An 18,444-nucleotide genomic window follows, 5' to 3' on the forward strand; every position below is an offset into this window, starting at 1 on the left:
CCAGGGTGGCGAACCACCCTGGCCTTCAAGACGTTTCGGCCTTCTGCTTGGGGGCTGAAAGGCCGCCAGTCTCTCTTAACGGAAGAGCGACAGGATCGTCTGCGGTGCCTGGTTGGCGATCGACAGAGCCTGAACGCCCAGCTGCTGCTGGACCTGCAGGGCCTGAAGCTTCGCCGATTCCTTGGCGAGGTCGGCGTCGACGAGGTTGCCGATGCCGGTCTCGATCACGTCGCTGAGGTTGCTGGTGAAGTCCAGCTGACCGTCGATCTGACGCGAAGCGGCACCCAGGGTGCTGAGCTTGTCGTTCAGAGCGTCCGACAGTGCATCGAGGTTGTCGACGGTGGTCGCAGCCGACGTGGCCGAAGCAAGGTCGGTGCTGCCGGACAGGTCACCGAGCTCGACGGTCGACGAACCCTTCGCCGAGGCGAGGTTCACAGTGCCGACGCTCAGCAGGTTGCCGGTGTCGAGCGTCTGCAGCGAGCTGACCGAACCGCCGCTGCTGTCGAGCAGGTTGACGCCGTTGAAGTCCGACGACGAGATGATCGAGTCGATCTGAGCCTTGAGGCCGTCGTAGTCCTTCTGAAGCGCGCTGAGCGTGCCCGAGTCCGTTGCGGAGGCAGCTTCGTAGGCCTTGGACTTCATGTCGTTGATGAGGTCCGAGATCTGCTCGGTGCCCGAAACCGCGACGTCAACAACCGACTTGGCGTTGTTGAGCGACGAGGTAACCGCGGTGAGACCACCCTGGTCGCCACGCAGGGTCTGCGCGACGGTGTACTTGGCCGAGTCATCCTTGGTCGAAGCAACGTTCAGACCGGTGTTGATGCGGCTCTGGGTGGTGTTCATGGCCTTGTTGGTGGCATTCAGCGACTGCAGGGCAGCCATTGCACCAGCATTGGTGTTGACGGAAAACGCCATTGTTTCATTCCTTCTAGAATATTGAGGCCGGTTCTGCGGCCTGAACCGGGGTACGCCGGTTCGCGTGCGGTCCTGTTTCTTCAGGCCTGCACGAGTCTTCTAGGAAGGCGTGTGAGAGGTTCGTTGCGATTGGCGCTAATTATTTGTGCGGTAGGCAAAATTTGCCGGGTGGGCGCCGTCGTCGTCCCGATATGACGGCGTGAAACGGAGAAAGGGCGCCGCCTTCCGGCGACGCCCTTTCGGGTACGAGAGAGACTGCTCTCGGAAGTTTTTGGTTCGACCAGTGTTTGATCGGCCTAGCTTTTCGTCGCCCCCGCGAAGGCGGGGGTCCCGCTTTTCTCTGCGATGTTGCAGCAAGAAAGCGGGATCCCCGCCTGCGCGGGGATGACGGGATGGTTTTAAGTGCTCGCCATGCCGAAGGTATGATCCATCAGAACGGGAACAGCGCGTCGTAGATCTGCTGGCCCCAGCGGGCCTGCTGCGCGTCGGTCAGCTGGCCGCGTCCGCCGTAGCTGATGCGGGCATCGGCGATCTGCGAATGCTTGATCGAATTGTCGCGGGCGATGTCTTCCGGACGGATCACGCCGGTGACGACGAGTTCGCGCAACTCGTAGTTCACGCGCACTTCCTGACGGCCGCGGATCTGCAGGTTGCCGTTGGGCAGCACGCCGATCACCGAGGCGGCGATGGTCATGTTGATCTGTTCGCTGCGCTGGGTCTTGCCCACGCCCACGGCGCTGGACGAGGAACTGGTATCGGTCAGCGCCGAGGGATCGGAACCGGTCAGCTTCTGGATGTGCGATTGCAGACCCAAGAGCGCGGCGACGCCGGCGGTTTCCTTGCCGTCGCGGGTGCGGGTGGTGCTGTTGTCCACTTGCGCATTGTCCGCGATGTTGATGCGGATCGTCACGATGTCGCCCACGCGTGAGGCGCGCTGATCGTGGAAGAATGCGCCCGCGCCGGTGCGGAACAGCGATGCGCCGCGCGCGCCTTCGGCCAGTGCCGGATCGTCCACTGCGCCGCGATCGGCCACGCCCTGATTGCCGATCGACGGTTCGACGCGCGGGGCCACGGGCGCTTCGGATTCGCTCATCTTCGGCGCCTTGCCCACGTTCTTCAGGCGGCCGACCGCACCGCAGCCCGAAAGCAGGGTGGCGGCCATGAGGATGGGCACGAGGCGGGTATAAGTCGATTTCATGATCGAAAAATCCTGGCTTCTCTCAGGGCTCAGTGGACCGGGATGCTGACCTGGCCCGGGGCGTCGGCAATGCCGTCGAGCGTGCGGCCGGTGGCGGTGTTGAACACGCGCACCGGCTCACCCTTGCCGGCATCGCTCATCGCGCGGCCGGCGGAGGTGATCGTCAGCGCGCCGGTGGCGAACGAGATCGTCACCGCTTCGCCCCGCCGCACCACGCGCGGCTGGGCAACATCGGCGGCGCGCACGGGGGCGCCCGCCATGATGCGGTGCGTCGCTTCCTGCCCGGCCGCCTCTGCCGGGGCCAGCATGCCGCGCGCGGCATTGGGGGAGACCGGGCCACGGGTGAAGTCCCCGGCGGCCAGCTTCTCGCCGCGCTCGACCGTGCGGGCGAGCACCGGCGCCTGGATCGTGGCGGGGGCGGCGGGTGCGACAGCAGCCGGAGCTGCTGCCGCCAGCATGAGCAGGATCGCGGCGGTCATCGTCCTCAACCCGTCTGCGTGGAGGTCTGGAGCATTTCGTCGGCGGTCTTCAGCACGCGGCTGTTCATCTCGTAGGCGCGCTGCGCGGTGATCAGCGAGGTGATTTCCGAGACCGGATTGACGTTCGATGCTTCGACGAAGCCCTGGCTGAGCGAACCGAAGCCCGGCTCACCGGGGTTGGCGACGGTCGGCTGACCCGAAGCGCCGGTTTCAAGGTACATGTTCGAGCCGATGGCTTCGAGGCCGGCCTCGTTCACGAAGGTCGCCAGTTCGAGCTGGCCGACGGTTTGCATCTGGGTCTGGCCGTCCAGCTTCACCTGCACTTCGCCGGTCTTCGAAACCGAAACGCTGGTGGCGCCTTGCGGGATCGTGATGTCGGGCTGCACGCGGTAGCCGTCGGTGGTCACGAGTTCGCCCTGGTCCGAAAGCTGGAACGAGCCGGCGCGGGTATAGGCGAGGTCGCCCGAGGGCAGCATGATCTGGAAATAGCCCTGACCGTCGACGGCGAGGTCATAGGTATTGCCGGTGTTGGTCAGCGCGCCCTGTTCGGTGATGCGGTAGATGCCGCCGGTCTTCACACCGGCGCCAAGCTGGATGCCGGTGGGCACCTGGGTGCCGTCCGAGCTGGTGGTGGCGCCGGGGCGCGAGACCTGCTGGTAGAGCAAGTCCTGGAATTCCGCGCGCTGACGCTTGAACGCGGTGGTGTTCATGTTGGCGATGTTGTTCGAGATGACATCGACGTTGGTCTGCTGCGCGAGCATGCCGGTCGAGGCGATGGAGAGCGAACGCATGATGACTCCTTCGTGGAAACGGGCGTAAAATTAGGGTGAAAGCGGGGCGGGTTCAGCCGACCTTGCTCAGGCGATCGATGGCTTTCTTGCGCATGTCCGCCAGATCGGCGGAAAGCCGCTGGCTGGTCTGGTAGGAGCGCAGGATTTCCACCATGTGCGTGGTTTCGGTGATCGGTTCGACATTCGATGCTTCGACACCGCCACTCTTGAGCTTGGTCTGTGCCGCCGTCAGCATCGTGCCGCCGGTGCCGGTCAACATGCCGTCGCCGCGCGGATCGACCGTGCTTTCGTTGCCGAAGGTGGTGACGGCGAGCCGGCCGAGCGGGCCGGTGCTGCCCATCACGGTGCCGTCCTCGGCAATGGTCAGCCCGGCCTGCTGGTCTGCCGGCACATTAATCGGGCGGCCGTTCTCGTCCAGCAGGCGCTGCCCGCCCGAGGTGGCAAGGTCACCGTTCTGGAGAACCTTGATAAATCCCGCGCGCGTATAGACCACGCCGCCGTCCGGGCTTTCCACATTGAGATAGCCGGCGCCGTCGATCATCACGTCCAGCGGGTTGCCGGTGGACTGGAAAGATCCCTGCGCAGTGTCGTGCACGGTGCCGAAGTCCAGCACGAACGATGTCTTGCGCGCGTCCTCCACCGGGGCCTGCTGCGCGGTCTCCACATATTCGTGAAACAGAGCCTGTTCGCGCTTGTAACCCACGGTGCTGGTGTTCGCCATGTTGTTGGCGACGATGTCCAGCTGGCGGCGCAGGGCCTGCTCGTGGCTCAGCAGAACGAAGGAGGAAACGTCCATTTCCGGCATCCCGAGAAAAAGTTGGCGGTTTTCGGCACCAGGCAGAATTTGCCGCTTGGTCCTCCTATAATAGAGGCGAAAACGCGAATGCGGTCGGTATCGAGGATTTCGATTTCCGCACCGTTTCGCGAGGAGCCAAGGGGGTTCGAAAGTGTCGGACGAAGAGATCATCGACGTTGAGCCCGTCGATGCGCCAGAAAGCAATGCATCGGGCAAGCCGTCGCGCAAGCGCCTGATCGTGATCGGCGCGGCCGCGGCCGTGCTGCTGATCGGCGGCGGGGCGGGTTATTACGGCTATACCAAGTTCGCCGGCGGCAGCAGCGGCGGCCACTCCAGCGAGAGCGCCTCGTCTGAAGGTGGTTCTGAAGGCGGCTCCGAAGCGGCGTCGCCGGGCAAGTCATCCTATGTCGAAGTGCCGTCGATGGTGGTGAACCTGCGCGGCAGCGATGCATCGGCGCGGTTCCTGAAGCTGCGCGTGATCATCGTCGCTGCGGACGAGGGCAAGGCCAATACGGTCAAGGAAAAGCTGCCGCTGGTGCTGGATTCGCTCCAGCCCTTCCTGCGCGAACTGCGCCCCGAAGACCTTGACGGGTCGGCGGCGGTGTTCCGCATCAAGGAAGAGATGCTGCGCCGCTCCACCCAGGCGCTTGGCCCCGGCATGGTGACCGACGTGCTCATTCAGGACCTGATCCAGCAATGAACGACGACGATTTCGACGATTTCCTGCTGCCCGATCCGCCCAAGATGGAGGACATGGTCGGCGATACGTTCGACCAGGCGGGTATCGACGCGCTGTTCGGGTTCGACGCCGATGCGCCCGCCCAGACCAAGAGCGGCCTGAAGGCGGTCATCGAATCCAATGTCATCAGCCACGAACGGCTGCCGATGCTGGAAGTGGTGTGCGAACGCATGGTGCGCACCTTCGCCACCAGCATGCGCAACCTGACGTCCGACGCGATCGACGTCAGCCTGGAGGAGATCACCTCCACCCGCTTCGGCGAGTTCATGAACCGCGTGGCGCTGCCGGCGATGTTCGGCGTGTTCCAGGTGACCGAGTGGGAAAACTACGGTGTCGTCACCGTGGAATCGAGCCTGATCTATGCGGTGGTCGATGCCCTGCTGGGCGGGCGCAAGGGCAGCAAGCCGATGCGCGTGGAAGGTCGCGCCTTCACCACGATCGAGACCATGCTGGTATCGCGCATGGTGCAACTGGCGCTGGATGACCTGTCGCAGGCGTTCGAGGCGATCGAGCCGGTGACGATGCAGGTGGAGCGCATGGAGGCCAGCCCGCGCTTCGCCGCCATCGCCGGGCCCAGCAACATCGCCGCCGTGGCGACCTTCCGCGTCGACATGGAAGGGCGCGGTGGCAAGTTCAGCGTGCTGCTGCCCTATGCCACCATCGAACCGGTGCGCAACAAGCTGCTGCAGCGCTTCATGGGCGAAAAGCTGGGGCGTGACCGCATGTGGGCCGCGCACATGGCCAGCGAACTTTCCCAGACCGAAGTGACGGTCGACGTGGTTCTGGGCGAAAAGCAGATGTCTCTGCGCGACGTCATGAACCTCAAGGTCGGCCAGACCATAGCTTTCAGTCAAAGCCCGAACGATGCGCTTCAGGTCCAGTGCGGCGGCGTCCCGCTGGGCATCGCGCATATCGGGCAGCGTTCCAGAAACATTGCCGTCCGCATGGCGAACGACATCTCAAGGGGGTATCCGAAGTGAACACTGCCACCATGATCAACTTCACGCTGATCCCGCTCTGCTCCGCCGTGATGGTGCAGGGCTGGCGGATCGACCGCCGTATGCGCGCATTCCGCAATGCGCCGCTGACCGAAGGCGTGGCCAGCCTTGAACGCGCGACCGCGCAGGCTCGCGCCGTGCTGGGTGAACTGAAGCGCGTGCTGGCGACCGACGGCATGGCCCAGGCCCGCACGATCGCCGATGCCGAAGCCATGCGTGACGAACTGGCCGATATGGTCGGGATCGGCAATGCCGTGGCCGACCGTATCGTGGCTGCCACCGAACTCAGCGCGCCGAAGAAGACCACGCGCAAGCCTGCTGCCAAGGCCGATGTCGTCGCCGGTGACGCTGGCGAGGAAAAGGTCGCGGCGAAGCGCTCGTCCAGCCGTGGCGGCGCCCGCAAGACGACCCGCACGCGCACCGCGAAGCCGAAGGTCGCCGCCCCCAAGATCGCCGCTGTTGCTGCCGCCGATGACAGCGTGGAAGCCGCCATCGCCGCCGCCGTGGCCGAAGCCAAGGAAATCTCGGCCGAGATCGTTATGCACCCGTCGGCCCGCCGCAAGCGCGCCGCCGCATGACCTCTGCCATGGCCAATCCCGGCAGCAACCTGCCGGTCCGCGTGACCGGCAAGGTGCGGGCCATCAATGCGCTGCGCAGCCTGGCCCAGCCCTCGCGGCTGATGCTGGGCGTTGCCGGGGCGGCGGTCGTGGCCAATGCCATGGCACTGGCCGCGCCGGACCCCGGCGCCGGCAATGCATCGTCGGGCCGCCTTGGCGCCTCGCTGCAGGATGCGCTGGGCAAGCGGGACCGCGATGCCGCCGCCGAACGGCGCAAGCTGGAAATGCGCGAGCAGGCCGTGCGCGCCGGGGAAACCCGGCTGGCTGGCCAGCTTCAGGGCCAGCAGCAGGGTCAGCCCGATCCGGGCGCCGCTCCGTCCCGTCCGGGGCAGCCCGGCGCGGATCAGCCCGAGGTGCCTTACGACACCCTGGCGCAGATCTACCAGCGCATGAAGCCGCAGCGCGCCGCACCGATTTTCGAGAAGCTCGATCTGGAAGTGCAGGCGCAAGTCGCCCGGCGGATGCGCGATTCCGTCACCGCGCAGATCATGTCCTACATGACGCCCAGCGCGGCGGTGGAACTTTCGATGTCTCTGGCCGGCCGCAAGGTCGTGCGGGGGCGTCCTCCTGCACCGGCGGCAGCGCCGGCCGCCTTGGCCCGAGGGGGCAAGGCACTGGGGCAGGCGACACCCGCCGCCAAGTAAGCCTTCCGCAAATAAAGCAATGGATCCGAAGCAGCCCTGCTTCGGATCCATTTGCATTTCCGCCGGCCGCACAGGTCGGTCGCCGTGATTCTCTGTTTTATATCAGCCGCTTCTGCCCCACGGCGGGACATTACGGCGATTTCAGTTGCGCGGCGGCGCGTCGCGGCTAGATCGCCACCCGGTCAGCTGCGAAAGGCGGTGGCACGCACGATAAGCACACGCGCAATGCCGGGATCGACGTGCTGCAGCGCGGGCGTGAGCGATTGCGACAGCTTGGACACATCCAGCGCGGTGAACGGCGATGCGCGCAGCCGGGCGAACTCGATCGAGGCCGCCAGCGAGGCGGCGCGCAGTTCGGGCATCCGCTTGGCAAGGTCGCTCGCCGTGGCGGCGGAATTGGTTTCCACCACCAGCTGCACGTGCATCACCCCGTCGATTCGGCCGGCATCGACGATCGGCGTATCGATCTGGTCCAGCTTGACCAGATTGGCCGGGCTGAAAGGCACCGCCTGCGTCGCCTCGGGCGCCATTCCGGCGGTGGCGAGGGCCATGAAGGCAAAGAGGGCGCTACGGGGCATTCGGTACTCCGGCATCTGTATTGTTTCGCCGGCAATGGCGGCGAATAAGGGAATTTCAGCGCAATCCGGGAGGCGGACCGCTCCTCTATAATAGGATCAATTCGTTACTTTTTGGATTACGCCGCAGGGGACAAGCAGCATGAGTGGCAATACGGGCCCGGCAAAAGTCCGGGTTCTGTCGTCCGGTGATCGACCGCACGGCGTACCCGCGCGCCGTCGCGGGGATATCGGCCGCCAGAGCGAGGACGAGGCTGCACCGCAGCTGGCCGTCGTTGCCGAGCAGGCCAAAGTACAGGGCGCCGATGCCAGCCGCAGCCTGCTGTGGATCGCCGGGGCCGTAGTGCTGTTCGTGCTGGGCTGCGCTGCCGGCGGCGTGCTGGTGACGCTTTCGCTGCTCTATCCGGGGCTGATCTGATGCGGGCGAACACACCGGTACGCAAGGCCGCCAGGGGGCTGCTGCTGGCGGCCAGCGCCGCCGCGCTGCTGGGGGCCACCCCGGTTTCGACGCCATCCGCTGCGCCGACTGCCGGCCCATCCGGAGCAGCGACCGGAACGACTGAGCCGCAAAATCTGGCCGGAAATGTGGCGCCCATGCTGCCGCAGCCGCCGCGCCTGCCGGGCTTTGCTGCCGCGCTTGCGCAGCAGCCGGCCATCGCCGGCCCCGGCGCGTGGGGGGCGCTTTCGCAGACGGCCGCATGGCAGCGAATCGCGCGCGTGCCGCAGCCCGAACTACAACAGGCGCGGTGGGACTATGCCCGCAGCCTCGTCGGTGCCGAGCGCGGCGGCGAGGCATTCGGCGTGCTGGAAGTCATGGTGCAGGACGATCCCGACCTGGCGATGGTGGACAGCTATCGGCTTGCGCGGGGCGCGGCGCTGACGCTGCTGGGCCGCTATCCCGAAGCGGTTTCGGCATTGTCCTCGGCCGGGCTGGCGATCAATCCGGAAGCCTGCGCCTGGCGCCTGCGGGCATTGGCGAACAGCCATCTGGCCGAACAGGCGCTGGAACAGATCGCCTGCGCGCGCCCGGCATTGCGGGCCGCGCGGCCCAAGCCTTTCGTGCTGTCGGCCGCGCAGGCCGCGGTCGATGCCGGGCAGCCGGACAAGGCTATCGAATGGCTCCAGCCGATGCCGGACCGCGATGCCGCCGCCAATCTGCTGCGCGGCCGCGCCGAACTGCTGCACGGGCACGGCGATCAGGCGCGGCTGCGGTTCGCGCGGGTGGAACAGTCGGGCACGCTGGAGCAGCGCACCGATGCGCGGCTCAGCGAGATCGAGGCGCGCGTGGCCGCGCATACGATCGGCATGAAGGACGCGCTGCGCCAGCTGGACGCGCTGCGCTATGGCTGGCGCGGGGATGTGATCGAACAGCGCGCGCTGCGGCTGACCTATCGCCTGCAGGATGCCAGCGGTGATCTTCCCGGCGCGCTGAGCAGCGGCGCCACGCTGCTGCGCAACTTCGGGCTGGAAGGCGCGGATGCGCCGATGCTGCCGGCCCTGCGCGCCAAGCTGGTCACTGCGCTCGATCCCGCGCGCAACCTGCCGCTGGATCAGGCCGCGGGGCTCTATTGGGACTATCGCGATCTGGCGCCGGGCGGTGCCGAGGGCGATCTGATGTCCAGCCAGCTGGCCGGGCGCCTGCAGGCGGCCGGGCTCTATGAGCGGGCTGCGGACCTGCTGGGATACCAGCTCTTCGTGCGTGCGGGCGATCTGGCGCGCGGCCCGCTCTCGGCCCGCGTCGCCAGCCTCTACATCCTCTCCGGCCGGCCGGACCGGGCGCTGGACGTGCTGCGCAAGACGGAGGATCCCAGTTTCCCGAACGCCATGATCGCCGCGCGGGATCGGGTGGAGGCCGTCGCGCTCAGCCAGATCGGCCGCGTGGACGAGGCGCTGGCGGTGCTGGAAACCGTGCCCGGCAGCGCGCCGCTTCAGGCGGAGATCCTGTGGAAGCACCGCGACTGGCAGCGCTATGCCGCCGCTTCCGCCGCCACCTTGCCGAGTGCGCGCGCGCTCGATCAGGTTGGGCAGGCGGTGGTCCTGCGCCACGCGATCTCGCTGGCGATGCTGGGGCACGAGGACGCGCTGGCATCGCTTCATGCGCGGTACGAACAGGCGTTTGCGGGCCTGCCGTCCGCGCCGGTCTTCGAGATGCTGACCTCCAGCCCGATGGGCGCCGATGCCGGCGCACTGGGCCGCGCCATGGCGGCGCTGCCCTCGGCCAGCCCGGCGGGCGACATGGCCGATCTGATCGACCGCGCGCCCGATGTGGCGCCGGTGCCGACCAAGGCTGCAAAGAAGGGCTGAGAGACCGTTTGAAAAATGCCCGCAGGGGCATTTTTGAGGCGGCAACAGCCCTCTCCCCCACCCTACCACCCGCAGGATACTACCGATGGGTGGTAGGGTGGGGGAGTGGGCTGGTGCCGCAAAATTCGCATTTCGCGAATTTTCAAACGGTCTCTGAGGCCGGACTACAGGCAAAGAAAAAGGGGCAGGAGGATCGAACCTCCTGCCCCTTTTTTTTGTGTCTTGGATGAGGCCCGAAAGCCTCTCCCCAATCACTTGAGGTAATTCGCCAGCGACATGCTCGAAAGCTGGGCGAAGACCGAGTAGCTGGCCTCCAGAACCGACTGGCGCTGGGTGATGTCGATGGCGACCTGGCCCAGATCGGCATCTTCCACGCTGCCGATCACTTCGGTCAGCAGGTCCGATCGTTCCGAGGCGCGCGTGGTCAGCGTGTCCACCTGGTTCTGGCGGCGGCCGTTGGAGGCATTGACGTTGCGCACATCGCCCAGCCCGGTGTCGAGCTGGTCGAGCGCGGTCTTGATCGCGGTCTTCTGGTCTTCGGTCAGCGTATCGCCGAAGGGCCCGGCCTCTGCCAGCGTGCGGAACGCCGGGATCAGGTTGGTGCCGACATCGCTGGCGGTGATGCCGTATTCCACGTCCACCCCGTCTCCCATGCGGGCCGACTGACGGACATTGTCGTTGGCGAAAGCGTCGGCGGAATTGAGGCCGACGGTGTCCTGCAGCGTCTGCGGGATGAACGGCGTGTCCGAAGTCTGCGAACCGGCGAACAGCGGCACGCCGCCTTCGGTGGCGTTGAGCGAGTTGCGCACGTCCGTGAAGGTGCTCTCCACCGCCCCCTGAAGGTCGGGCGAATTACCGGTGCCCAGCGCCTCCATCAGCTGCGTACGCAAGTCCGACAGCGAGGAATCGATCTGGTTGAGATTGGCGTCGTAAAGCGACAGCGTGGTCGCGACGCGGCCCGATACCGCCTGGTACGCGTCCTGCTGGGCCAGCATCGAACGGGCCGAAAGGGTGCGCACGGCGTCCAGGCCGAGGTCGGCGTAGCTGTTCACCTTCTTCTGGGTGGAAAGCTGGAGCTGGCTGGCGTTGAGCGCCTGCTGCGAACGCTGGATCGCGTTGGCAAGCGTGGTCTGCATGGGAATGGTGGCTACGCGGGTCATCTGCTGGGTTCCTTATCCGAGCATGCCGATCAGGGTGTCGTACATTTCCGAGGCGGTGGTCATCACCCGGGCAGCGGCGCTGTAGCTGTTCTGCAGCACCACCATCTGGGCCAGTTCCTCGTCGATATTGACGCCGGCGTAGCTGTCGCGCCGGTCCACCGCGTCCGACATGCGGGCGGAGGCATCGTCATAGGAGCTGGACGCCAGCGACGCGGCGGAGGCAACGCTGCCAAGCAGGGCGTTGGCGAAATTGCCGACCGTCTTGTTGCCGTCCTTCCCGAAGTCCGCCGTGGCGGCGAGCGCGTCGATGAAGGCGGTGGCATTGCGCATGTCGCCCGAACCCACGGCCTTTTCACCGATCGCGGCGTCGAGCTGGAGCTGGGCCAGCGGCACCTTGGAGGTATCTGCCAGCATCCCCGCATCGACTTCGGCATCCTTCAGGCCGCTGGCGGTGCCGGTCAGGCCCGAGAGGGCGGAGAACGACAGGCCGGTGCCCGAACGGTTGGTGGAATCCGAAGGGATCTGGATGGTCGAACCGGCGCTGGCAGCGTTGGGCGAGAAGGCCACGCGGCCGCTGTCGTCCAGCGCGAAGCTGCCGTAGGAAGCGAGCGGGCTGGAGTTGAGGGTATTGACCAGATCGCCCCAGCTTTCGCTGCCGCTGCTGGTGTAGGTGTACTGGGTCAGCACTTTGCCGCTGGCGTCGCGCAGCACGAGCTGCGCGGTCTCGCCCGCGCCGAAGCCGGCCGGATCGGTGCTGGTGAAGCCCGAAGGCGCCAGCGCGCTGCTGTCCGAGCGGATGATGTTGTTCAGCCCGAAAAATTGCGAGAAGCCCACGCCCGCGCGGTCGCTGGGGGTATCCGGATCCTGCGCGATGGCGATGCCGTTCGTGCTGTTCGCGGCGCTGATCGACAGGACGCCCTTGGCATCGATGCTGGCGGTGGCATCCGGCGACAGGCCCGCGTTGATCGCGGCCACTGCGTCGTCGACGGTGGCGCCGGCGCCCAGCGTGTCGAAATCGATCGTCACCTTGTTGACCAGGGTGCCGTCCTTGCCCAGCACGGCGAAAGTCGCCTTGCCGGTGAAGCCCAGGCGGTCGCTGCCGGTCAGGCCGTTGGCCTCACCCGTCAGCGTGTTCGGCGGGGGCAGGGTGGTGCCCTCGTTGGAAACCTTGTTCAGCGTCTGGGCCAGGCCCGAGAACAGCTGGCCCAGCTGTTCGTTGAACTGCGGCAGCACGCGGTCGCGCATGTCCAGCAATCCGCCCAGCTTGCCGCCGACCGAGGTGGAATCGATCTTCTCGCCGGTGGAGGCGCCCATCACGCCGTCGTCCGATGCGAAGCGGATGTCGATCGCGGGATAGGTCGCCTGCGAGGCACCGGCGCCCGAATTGTACGAAAGCTGGCGCAGCCGCTTGTCGAGCAAGGTCTGCCCCGATGCGGTGTCGATGAAGACGCGGCCGTCGCTCTGTTCGCGGACGGTCACGTTCATCAGTCCGCTCAGTTCCTGCAGCGCAGACATGCGCTGGTCGGCGGGGCCGGACGTGCTCTGGCCCAGGCCCTGCAGGCGGGCGACCTCGTCATTGAGGTCGTTGATCTTCTGCAGCAGCACGTTGCTGCGGCTGACAGTGTCGCTGACTTCGCTCTCGACATCGGCCTGAAGGCTGGAAACGTCCTTGGTCAGGCCGTTCAGCGTGTCCAGCGTATCGTCGATATTGCCGGTGAAGTTGGCGATCGATTGCGCGGAGCCATTGAGGCCGCTGATCTGCGCAACCGAGGTGGAGATCGCGGACAGGCGCGAGGTCAGGCTGGAGGTGGAATCGGTGGATCCCAGCAGCGACTGCAGCCGGTCGAGATAAGTGTTCACCGCTTCGGCGCGGCCCGAAGTGCCGGCGCGCTGGTAGACGGCGTTTTCCAGGAACTTGTCCGCCACGCGCGAAGGCTCGCCGACGACGACGCCGGTGACCTGCCCTCCCGACACGGAAGTCGCCAGCGACACCTTCTGCCGGGCGTAGCCGGTGGTGTTCACGTTGGCGACGTTGTTGGAGACCGTTTGCATCCCCGCCTGCGACGCCGAAAGGCCCGAAATGGCGGAACTGAGGATCTGGTTGAGGGACACTTTTCGGTTTCCTGCGATTCTCGTGGAAGGGAAGGAAGAGATCAGGTTGGCGTTTGCTTGAAAATCCGCCGTGGGCGGATTTTGCGGCACCGGCCCTCTCCCCCACCCGACCTCCCAGATTCTACCCCGTAGGGGAGGTCGGGTGGGGGAGAGGGCCGGTGCCGCGACGGGAATGCCCGTCAGGGCATTCCCGCAAACAAACTACCGCTTCAGGTTGCTGACTTCCTGAAGCATGTCGTCGACGGTCGTGATGATCTTCGACGAGGCGCTGTAGGCGCGCTGGTAGATGATCATGTTCGAGAATTCGCCGGCGAGGTCGACGTTCGAGGCTTCCAGCGTACCGGCCGAAAGCGAGCCGCCGCCCAGCGAGCCCGGCTCGTTGATCGAGGGGCCGCCCGAATCCTGCGAGGCGACATAGGCGTTGCCGCTGATGCGCGTCAGGCCGTCCGGGTTGGCGAAAGTCGCCAGCGGAAGCTGGTAGATCGCGCGCGAGGTGCCGTCGTCGAACACCGCGCTGACCACGCCGTCCTTCGAGATTTCCACCGAAGACACGGTGCCCAGCATGCCGCCGTTGGCGCTGGACGAAAGTAGCGCGGAATCGCTGCCGAACTGGGTCAGGCCGTCAAGCCCGTCGTCGCTGCCCAGCGCGAGGCTGATCGGCGTCGAGCCGGCGCCGTTGGACCAGCCGATGTCGAGGTTGGAGAACAGCCCGGCCGACGATCCGGCCAGGTCCAGGCTGCCGTCGGCGTTGAAGCTGACGGTGCCGCTGGCCAGCAGGCCAGTGGTGTTCGCCACGCCGCCGACGGTCGAGACGTCGGCCGGATCGGCGGTGATTTCGGCCGACCACTGGTTGGTGCCGGTCTTGATGAAGTTGAAGGTCACATCGTGCGAGGTGCCCTGTGCGTCATAGACGGTGACCGAGCGCGAGAACTGCGGCGTGGTCGTGCCCGAAGCCATGTCGCCGGCGGTGTAGCCGGTTACCGCGGTGGCGGTGGAATCGAGGTTGGCGCGCATCGAGATCTTGGTGGTCGGCGTGGCGGCACCGGTCAGCGCGTTGGGCTTGATTGCCTCAAGCGAATTGAGGTTGCCGTTGTTGACGTAGTTGCCGTCGGCATCCAGCGGCCAGCCGGTCAGGTAATACCCTGCGGTGTTGACCAGGTAGCCTTCGGGATCCGTGGTGAACGAACCGGCGCGCGTATAGGCGATGGAACCGCTGGTGTCCGAGCTGGAACGGACGACGAAGAAGCCCGCGCCGTCGATGCCGATGTCGGTCAGGCTGCTGGAAGCCTGAAGCAGGCCCTGCTTGGAAATCAGCGCCTTGGGCGCAGCGGTGACGCCGCCGGCCGAATAGCTGCTCTTGACCTTGCCGTCGGTGACGAGGGTCTGGAACTGCGCCGAAACGCCCTTGTAGCCGACGGTGTTGACGTTGGTGATGTTGTCCGCGACGGTCGCCATCGCGCTCGCTTGAGCGCCGAGGCCGGACACGCCAGCGTATAGAGCTGAATAGAGGCTCATGTCATTCTCCTGTGCGTCCGGGCCGGAAAATGGCGGTTCCGGCATATGGACAAGCCATTGTAGGATGAAAGCGACCCTCAACCGTGCGGATGTGCGTGAAAAAACCCGCAGCGCCGTCACCGGGATGACATCCTTCATCCTATAATTTCGGAAAGTGTCTCGGGGGCTGCACACATGACTCTTCGCATTTCGCTCAAGAAGGGCGAGCCGGTGATCGTCAACGGCGCGGTTTTGCGCGCGCAGTCGCGCACCGATCTGGTGGTGGAAAACACCGCCACGATCCTGCGCGGCCGCGAAGTGATGAAGCCCGAAGAAGCCGTGACCCCGGCACGCGCGCTCTATTTCGCCTGCATGATGGCCTATATCGATGAGGCCGATCTCACCCGCCACCAGCAGACCGTTCTGGAACGACTGGAAGCGCTGATGGTCGCGCTGGAATCGCATGAGGCCAAGGCCGTCTGCATCCGCTTCGCCCAGAAGATCGCAGTGGGCCAGTTCTACGCCGCGCTGGCTGATTGCCGCTGGCTGATCGCCTACGAAAGCGATGCGCTGGCCCGCTTCGCGCCCGATGGTGAAGCCGCTGGTGAAGCCGCCGATGCGGTGGCCGCCGGCAGGCCTGCCGAACCCGTTTCCGCCGCCTGAGCTGCCGCGATGGCCAGTCTTGCTGCCGCTGCCGCAGGCTTGCGCCTGCTGACACCCGACCAGCGGCATGGCCGCGTGGTCGCGGTGCGCGGCGCGCTGATCGAGGTGGAAGGGCTGGCCGGGGCCGCCCAGATCGGGTCGCGCGTCAGCCTTCAGGCGCAGGGCGGCGGCATCGGTGCGGAGACCGTGGAGGCCGAAGTCACCGGCCTCGATCGCGGGATCGCCCACTGCCTGCCGTTCAGCGATCCGCAGGGCATCGCCACCGGCTCTCGCGCCCATCTCTCCGCCAGCCAGTTCGGCCTGCGTCCATCCGAAGGGTGGCTGGGCCGCATGGTCGATGGCCTCGGCCGCCCGGTGGACGGCAAGGGGCCACTGCCGCAGGGCGCGATCCTGCGCAAGATCAAGGCCTCTCCGCCCTCCGCATCGGCGCGGGCGCGTGTCGGCACTTGCCTCTCCACCGGCGTGCGCGCGCTCGATATCTTCGCGCCGCTCTGCAAGGGGCAGCGACTGGGCCTGTTCGCCGGTTCGGGCGTCGGCAAGTCGGTGCTGCTTTCGATGCTGGCGCGCTGGACCGAATGCGATGTCGCGGTGATCGGCCTGATCGGTGAGCGCGGGCGCGAGGTGCAGGAATTCGTGCAGGACGATCTGGGCGAGGAGGGCCTTGCCCGCAGCGTCGTCGTCGTCGCCACCTCTGACGAGCCGGCGCTGATGCGTCGTCAGGCGGCCTGGACCACGCTCAGCGTGGCCGAGCATTTCCGCGATCAGGGGCTCAATGTGCTGTGCCTGATGGACTCGGTGACGCGCTTTGCCATGGCGCAGCGCGAGATTGGCCTGGCCAGCGGCGAGCCGCCTGCCACCAAGGGCTACACCCCCACCGTCTTCGCCGAACTGCCGCGCCTGTTGGAGCGTGCGGGGCCGGGGCTGCCGGGGCAGGGGACGATCACCGGGCTGTTCACCGTGCTGGTGGATGGTGACGATCACAACGAACCCGTGGCCGACGCCGTGCGCGGCATTCTGGACGGGCACGTGGTGATCACCCGCAAGATTGCCGAACGTGGCCGCTATCCGGCGATCGACGTGCTCAAGTCCGTCTCCCGCACATTGCCCCATGCCTTGGGCGATGACGAGAACCACCTGCGCCTTGCTGCGCGGCGGGAGCTTTCGACGTTCGGCGACATGGAGGAAATGGTCCGCCTTGGCGCTTATCGCGCCGGATCGAGCGAGCAGGTGGACCGTGCCGTCACCCTCGCGCCCCGGATCGAGGAACTGTTGAAACAGGGCAAGAACGAGCGCGGCCACGCGGACGAGAGTTTCGCGGCGCTGGCGGAAATCATGGGCGAACCGGCACCGACGGCGCCGGTTCAGGCGGAGCCGGAAATGGAGGCTTCCAGTGCAGACACCGTATGACGCCGCGCTGCGCGTGCAGCAGCGCGAGATCGACGAGATGAGCGTTGCCATCAGCCGCGAGGCGGGCGTGCTCGCCGCCGTGGAGCAGGCGCAGGCGGATACCGGCGCGGCCTTGCGCCGCGAGGCCGATCTGGCGGGGGCTGATCTCGGCTATTCCTCTCATGGCTATTTCGCGCGCCTGAGGGCGGAGCGGCGCCAGCTTACCGGCCTGCAGACCGAGCTGAGCGCGCGGCTTGAAACGCTGCGGGCAGAGGCGGTGGAGGCCTTCGGCACGTTCCGCGCCATCGAAAGCGCCGCTGACTCCTTCCGGCAGGAGGCCGAGCGGGCACTGGCCAATGCCGAACAGGCGGGGATCGACGATCTCGCCGCGCTGGCCTTCATCAAGGCCCGCCGCGCCGCGCAGGCTGCAGCCGGTCAGAGCGAGGACCGCACATGAGCGATCCGGTCGGGCAGGTTTCCCATACGCCGTCGCAGATGCGCGGGCTGGACGCGGCGCAGAAGGCCCGCGTGATCTATGCGCAGGCGCGCAGCGAGATGTCCGACCGGCTCTGGCGCGCGGCGCTGGGCGACGGCAGTTCCGACGGCAATGCCCAGACGGATGGCGCGCGTGGCACCGACCGGCACGGGCTGCCTTTCAGCCTTGAAGCGCTGATCGGCATGCTGGAAGGCGACAAGAATCCGACCGCGCCAATCGTGCCGCACGCACATGGGCAGTCCGACATGTCCAGCGATGCCGGCGACGGCAAGCGGCGCGACGGCTCGCAGGGCGATGGATCGAATGAGAGCGTCGGTTCGCTCTCGCTCGGCAACGGGCCCAATGCTCGCTACGCGCCGATGCTGAGCGCCGCCGCTTCGCGCACCGGGCTTCCCGCGCCGGTACTGGCGACGATCGTCCATGCCGAAGCGGCAAAGGACGGCGAGGGTCGCTGGATGCCCTATTCGCGTAACCCGCGTTCCAGCGCGGCCGGCCTTGGCCAGTTTCTTTCCGGCACCTGGGAAGGCGAGGCCGAACGCGAAGGCACCTGGCTCAACGCCACGGCCCGCGCCAATGGCTGGCTGGACGATCGCGGCCACGTGCGCGGCGATGCCCGCGCGGAGCTGCTGTCGCTGCGCTATGACCCGCAGGCCGCCATCGAGACCACCGCCGACTATGCCCGCGCCAATCTGGACGGCCTGCGCCGCGCTGGCGTGCGCATTGGTGAGGGCGTGGAGGATCTGGCGAAGACCGCCTATATCGGCCACCACCTGGGGCGCGGAGACGCTGTGCGCTTCCTGACCGGCAATCTGGACCCGGTGCGCGCGCGCCGCTTGCTCGACGCGCAGATCGGCTCGGCACAGGCGAATCGTCGCATCGAAGCGGCCGGAAGTGCGGTTGCCGCGCACCGTTCGTGGTTGATGGACTATGTCGGTCGCACCATAAAACCCGCGGTTTTCGCGGCCTGACGGGCTCTACGCGCGACTGGCCGAGGCTTTCCGGACTGTCGCGGAACTTTCAAAAAATATAGGATAAAAGATTTCTTGTTATAGGATTGATGACGCGTTAAGAATGCCG

19 protein-coding genes are annotated in these 18,444 nt (G+C 66.5%); 10 read left to right on the plus strand and 9 right to left on the minus strand.

The features are described 5' to 3' along the window. Positions 1 to 75 precede the first annotated feature (75 nt). The 5 genes from ACZ1JV_RS11505 to ACZ1JV_RS11525 all read right to left on the minus strand — a co-directional run bounded on the left by ACZ1JV_RS11505 (position 76) and on the right by ACZ1JV_RS11525 (position 4,179). Positions 76 to 915: a flagellin gene (locus ACZ1JV_RS11505; protein ID WP_465136243.1), complete on the minus strand. Its 840-nt coding sequence runs from the start codon at positions 913 to 915 to the stop codon at positions 76 to 78. A 430-nt stretch (positions 916 to 1,345) separates the two neighbouring features. After that, a complete protein-coding gene (gene flgH, locus ACZ1JV_RS11510) occupies positions 1,346 to 2,113 on the minus strand; it encodes a flagellar basal body L-ring protein FlgH (RefSeq protein ID WP_465151663.1) in 768 nt (255 codons plus the stop codon). A 29-nt stretch (positions 2,114 to 2,142) separates the two neighbouring features. After that, the gene (gene flgA, locus ACZ1JV_RS11515; RefSeq protein WP_465151664.1) at positions 2,143 to 2,592 is read right to left on the minus strand and encodes a flagellar basal body P-ring formation chaperone FlgA; all 450 of its coding nucleotides are present in this window, start codon (positions 2,590 to 2,592) and stop codon (positions 2,143 to 2,145) included. Positions 2,593 to 2,597: 5 nt separating this feature from the next. Beyond that, positions 2,598 to 3,383 carry a flagellar basal-body rod protein FlgG gene (gene flgG / locus ACZ1JV_RS11520; protein ID WP_465136240.1) on the minus strand — a complete coding sequence of 262 codons (786 nt, stop codon included), beginning with the start codon at positions 3,381 to 3,383 and terminating at the stop codon, positions 2,598 to 2,600. Between the two features lie 52 nt (positions 3,384 to 3,435). Continuing rightward, complete coding sequence (locus ACZ1JV_RS11525) at positions 3,436 to 4,179, minus strand: flagellar hook-basal body complex protein (RefSeq protein ID WP_465151665.1); 744 nt, start codon at positions 4,177 to 4,179, stop codon at positions 3,436 to 3,438. Between the two features lie 151 nt (positions 4,180 to 4,330). Between ACZ1JV_RS11525 and ACZ1JV_RS11530 the strand changes: the two genes are divergently transcribed. The 4 genes from ACZ1JV_RS11530 to ACZ1JV_RS11545 are packed head-to-tail and all read left to right on the plus strand — an operon-like array spanning position 4,331 to position 7,177. Next, positions 4,331 to 4,879 carry a flagellar basal body-associated FliL family protein gene (locus ACZ1JV_RS11530; RefSeq protein ID WP_465151666.1) on the plus strand — a complete coding sequence of 183 codons (549 nt, stop codon included), beginning with the start codon at positions 4,331 to 4,333 and terminating at the stop codon, positions 4,877 to 4,879. Further along, complete coding sequence (gene fliM / locus ACZ1JV_RS11535; RefSeq protein ID WP_465136237.1) at positions 4,876 to 5,898, plus strand: flagellar motor switch protein FliM; 1,023 nt, start codon at positions 4,876 to 4,878, stop codon at positions 5,896 to 5,898. Before ACZ1JV_RS11530 ends, fliM begins: the two co-directional genes overlap by 4 nt. Then, positions 5,895 to 6,494: a DUF6468 domain-containing protein gene (locus ACZ1JV_RS11540; protein ID WP_465151667.1), complete on the plus strand. Its 600-nt coding sequence runs from the start codon at positions 5,895 to 5,897 to the stop codon at positions 6,492 to 6,494. Before fliM ends, ACZ1JV_RS11540 begins: the two co-directional genes overlap by 4 nt. Further along, the gene (locus tag ACZ1JV_RS11545) at positions 6,491 to 7,177 is read left to right on the plus strand and encodes a MotE family protein (RefSeq protein ID WP_465151668.1); all 687 of its coding nucleotides are present in this window, start codon (positions 6,491 to 6,493) and stop codon (positions 7,175 to 7,177) included. The genes ACZ1JV_RS11540 and ACZ1JV_RS11545 overlap by 4 nt, the downstream gene beginning before the upstream one ends. A 182-nt stretch (positions 7,178 to 7,359) precedes the next feature. Here ACZ1JV_RS11545 and ACZ1JV_RS11550 read toward each other — a convergent pair whose 3' ends face one another. Then, positions 7,360 to 7,755 (minus strand): hypothetical protein, encoded by a 396-nt coding sequence (locus ACZ1JV_RS11550; RefSeq protein ID WP_465151669.1) that lies wholly within the window; start codon positions 7,753 to 7,755, stop codon positions 7,360 to 7,362. A 139-nt stretch (positions 7,756 to 7,894) separates the two neighbouring features. Between ACZ1JV_RS11550 and ACZ1JV_RS11555 the strand changes: the two genes are divergently transcribed. Together ACZ1JV_RS11555 and ACZ1JV_RS11560 are read left to right on the plus strand one after the other, a co-directional pair. Further along, the gene (locus ACZ1JV_RS11555) at positions 7,895 to 8,170 is read left to right on the plus strand and encodes a hypothetical protein (protein ID WP_465136233.1); all 276 of its coding nucleotides are present in this window, start codon (positions 7,895 to 7,897) and stop codon (positions 8,168 to 8,170) included. Then, positions 8,170 to 10,056, plus strand: a complete 1,887-nt coding sequence (locus tag ACZ1JV_RS11560) for a hypothetical protein (RefSeq protein ID WP_465151670.1) — start codon at positions 8,170 to 8,172, stop codon at positions 10,054 to 10,056. Before ACZ1JV_RS11555 ends, ACZ1JV_RS11560 begins: the two co-directional genes overlap by 1 nt. Positions 10,057 to 10,307: 251 nt before the next feature. Here the strand turns inward: ACZ1JV_RS11560 and ACZ1JV_RS11565 are convergent, their stop codons facing one another. The 3 genes from ACZ1JV_RS11565 to flgE all read right to left on the minus strand — a co-directional run bounded on the left by ACZ1JV_RS11565 (position 10,308) and on the right by flgE (position 14,843). Continuing rightward, a complete protein-coding gene (locus tag ACZ1JV_RS11565) occupies positions 10,308 to 11,216 on the minus strand; it encodes a flagellin N-terminal helical domain-containing protein (RefSeq protein ID WP_465136231.1) in 909 nt (302 codons plus the stop codon). 12 nt (positions 11,217 to 11,228) lie between these two features. Then, complete coding sequence (gene flgK / locus ACZ1JV_RS11570; protein ID WP_465151671.1) at positions 11,229 to 13,328, minus strand: flagellar hook-associated protein FlgK; 2,100 nt, start codon at positions 13,326 to 13,328, stop codon at positions 11,229 to 11,231. Positions 13,329 to 13,529: 201 nt separating this feature from the next. Beyond that, complete coding sequence (flgE, locus tag ACZ1JV_RS11575; protein WP_465151672.1) at positions 13,530 to 14,843, minus strand: flagellar hook protein FlgE; 1,314 nt, start codon at positions 14,841 to 14,843, stop codon at positions 13,530 to 13,532. 174 nt (positions 14,844 to 15,017) lie between these two features. On the opposite strand from flgE, the gene ACZ1JV_RS11580 reads away from it, so the two are divergent. The 4 genes from ACZ1JV_RS11580 to ACZ1JV_RS11595 are packed head-to-tail and all read left to right on the plus strand — an operon-like array spanning position 15,018 to position 18,335. Continuing rightward, positions 15,018 to 15,485: a flagellar biosynthesis repressor FlbT gene (locus tag ACZ1JV_RS11580; RefSeq protein ID WP_465151673.1), complete on the plus strand. Its 468-nt coding sequence runs from the start codon at positions 15,018 to 15,020 to the stop codon at positions 15,483 to 15,485. A 9-nt stretch (positions 15,486 to 15,494) separates the two neighbouring features. Continuing rightward, positions 15,495 to 16,892, plus strand: coding sequence for a flagellar protein export ATPase FliI (gene fliI, locus ACZ1JV_RS11585; protein WP_465151674.1), 1,398 nt, complete (start codon positions 15,495 to 15,497; stop codon positions 16,890 to 16,892). Next, positions 16,876 to 17,328, plus strand: coding sequence for a hypothetical protein (locus ACZ1JV_RS11590; RefSeq protein WP_465151675.1), 453 nt, complete (start codon positions 16,876 to 16,878; stop codon positions 17,326 to 17,328). The genes fliI and ACZ1JV_RS11590 overlap by 17 nt, the downstream gene beginning before the upstream one ends. After that, a complete protein-coding gene (locus ACZ1JV_RS11595; protein WP_465151676.1) occupies positions 17,325 to 18,335 on the plus strand; it encodes a peptidoglycan-binding protein in 1,011 nt (336 codons plus the stop codon). The genes ACZ1JV_RS11590 and ACZ1JV_RS11595 overlap by 4 nt, the downstream gene beginning before the upstream one ends. Positions 18,336 to 18,444 lie beyond the last annotated feature (109 nt).

The organism is Novosphingobium sp. BL-S-19, assembly GCF_055521675.1.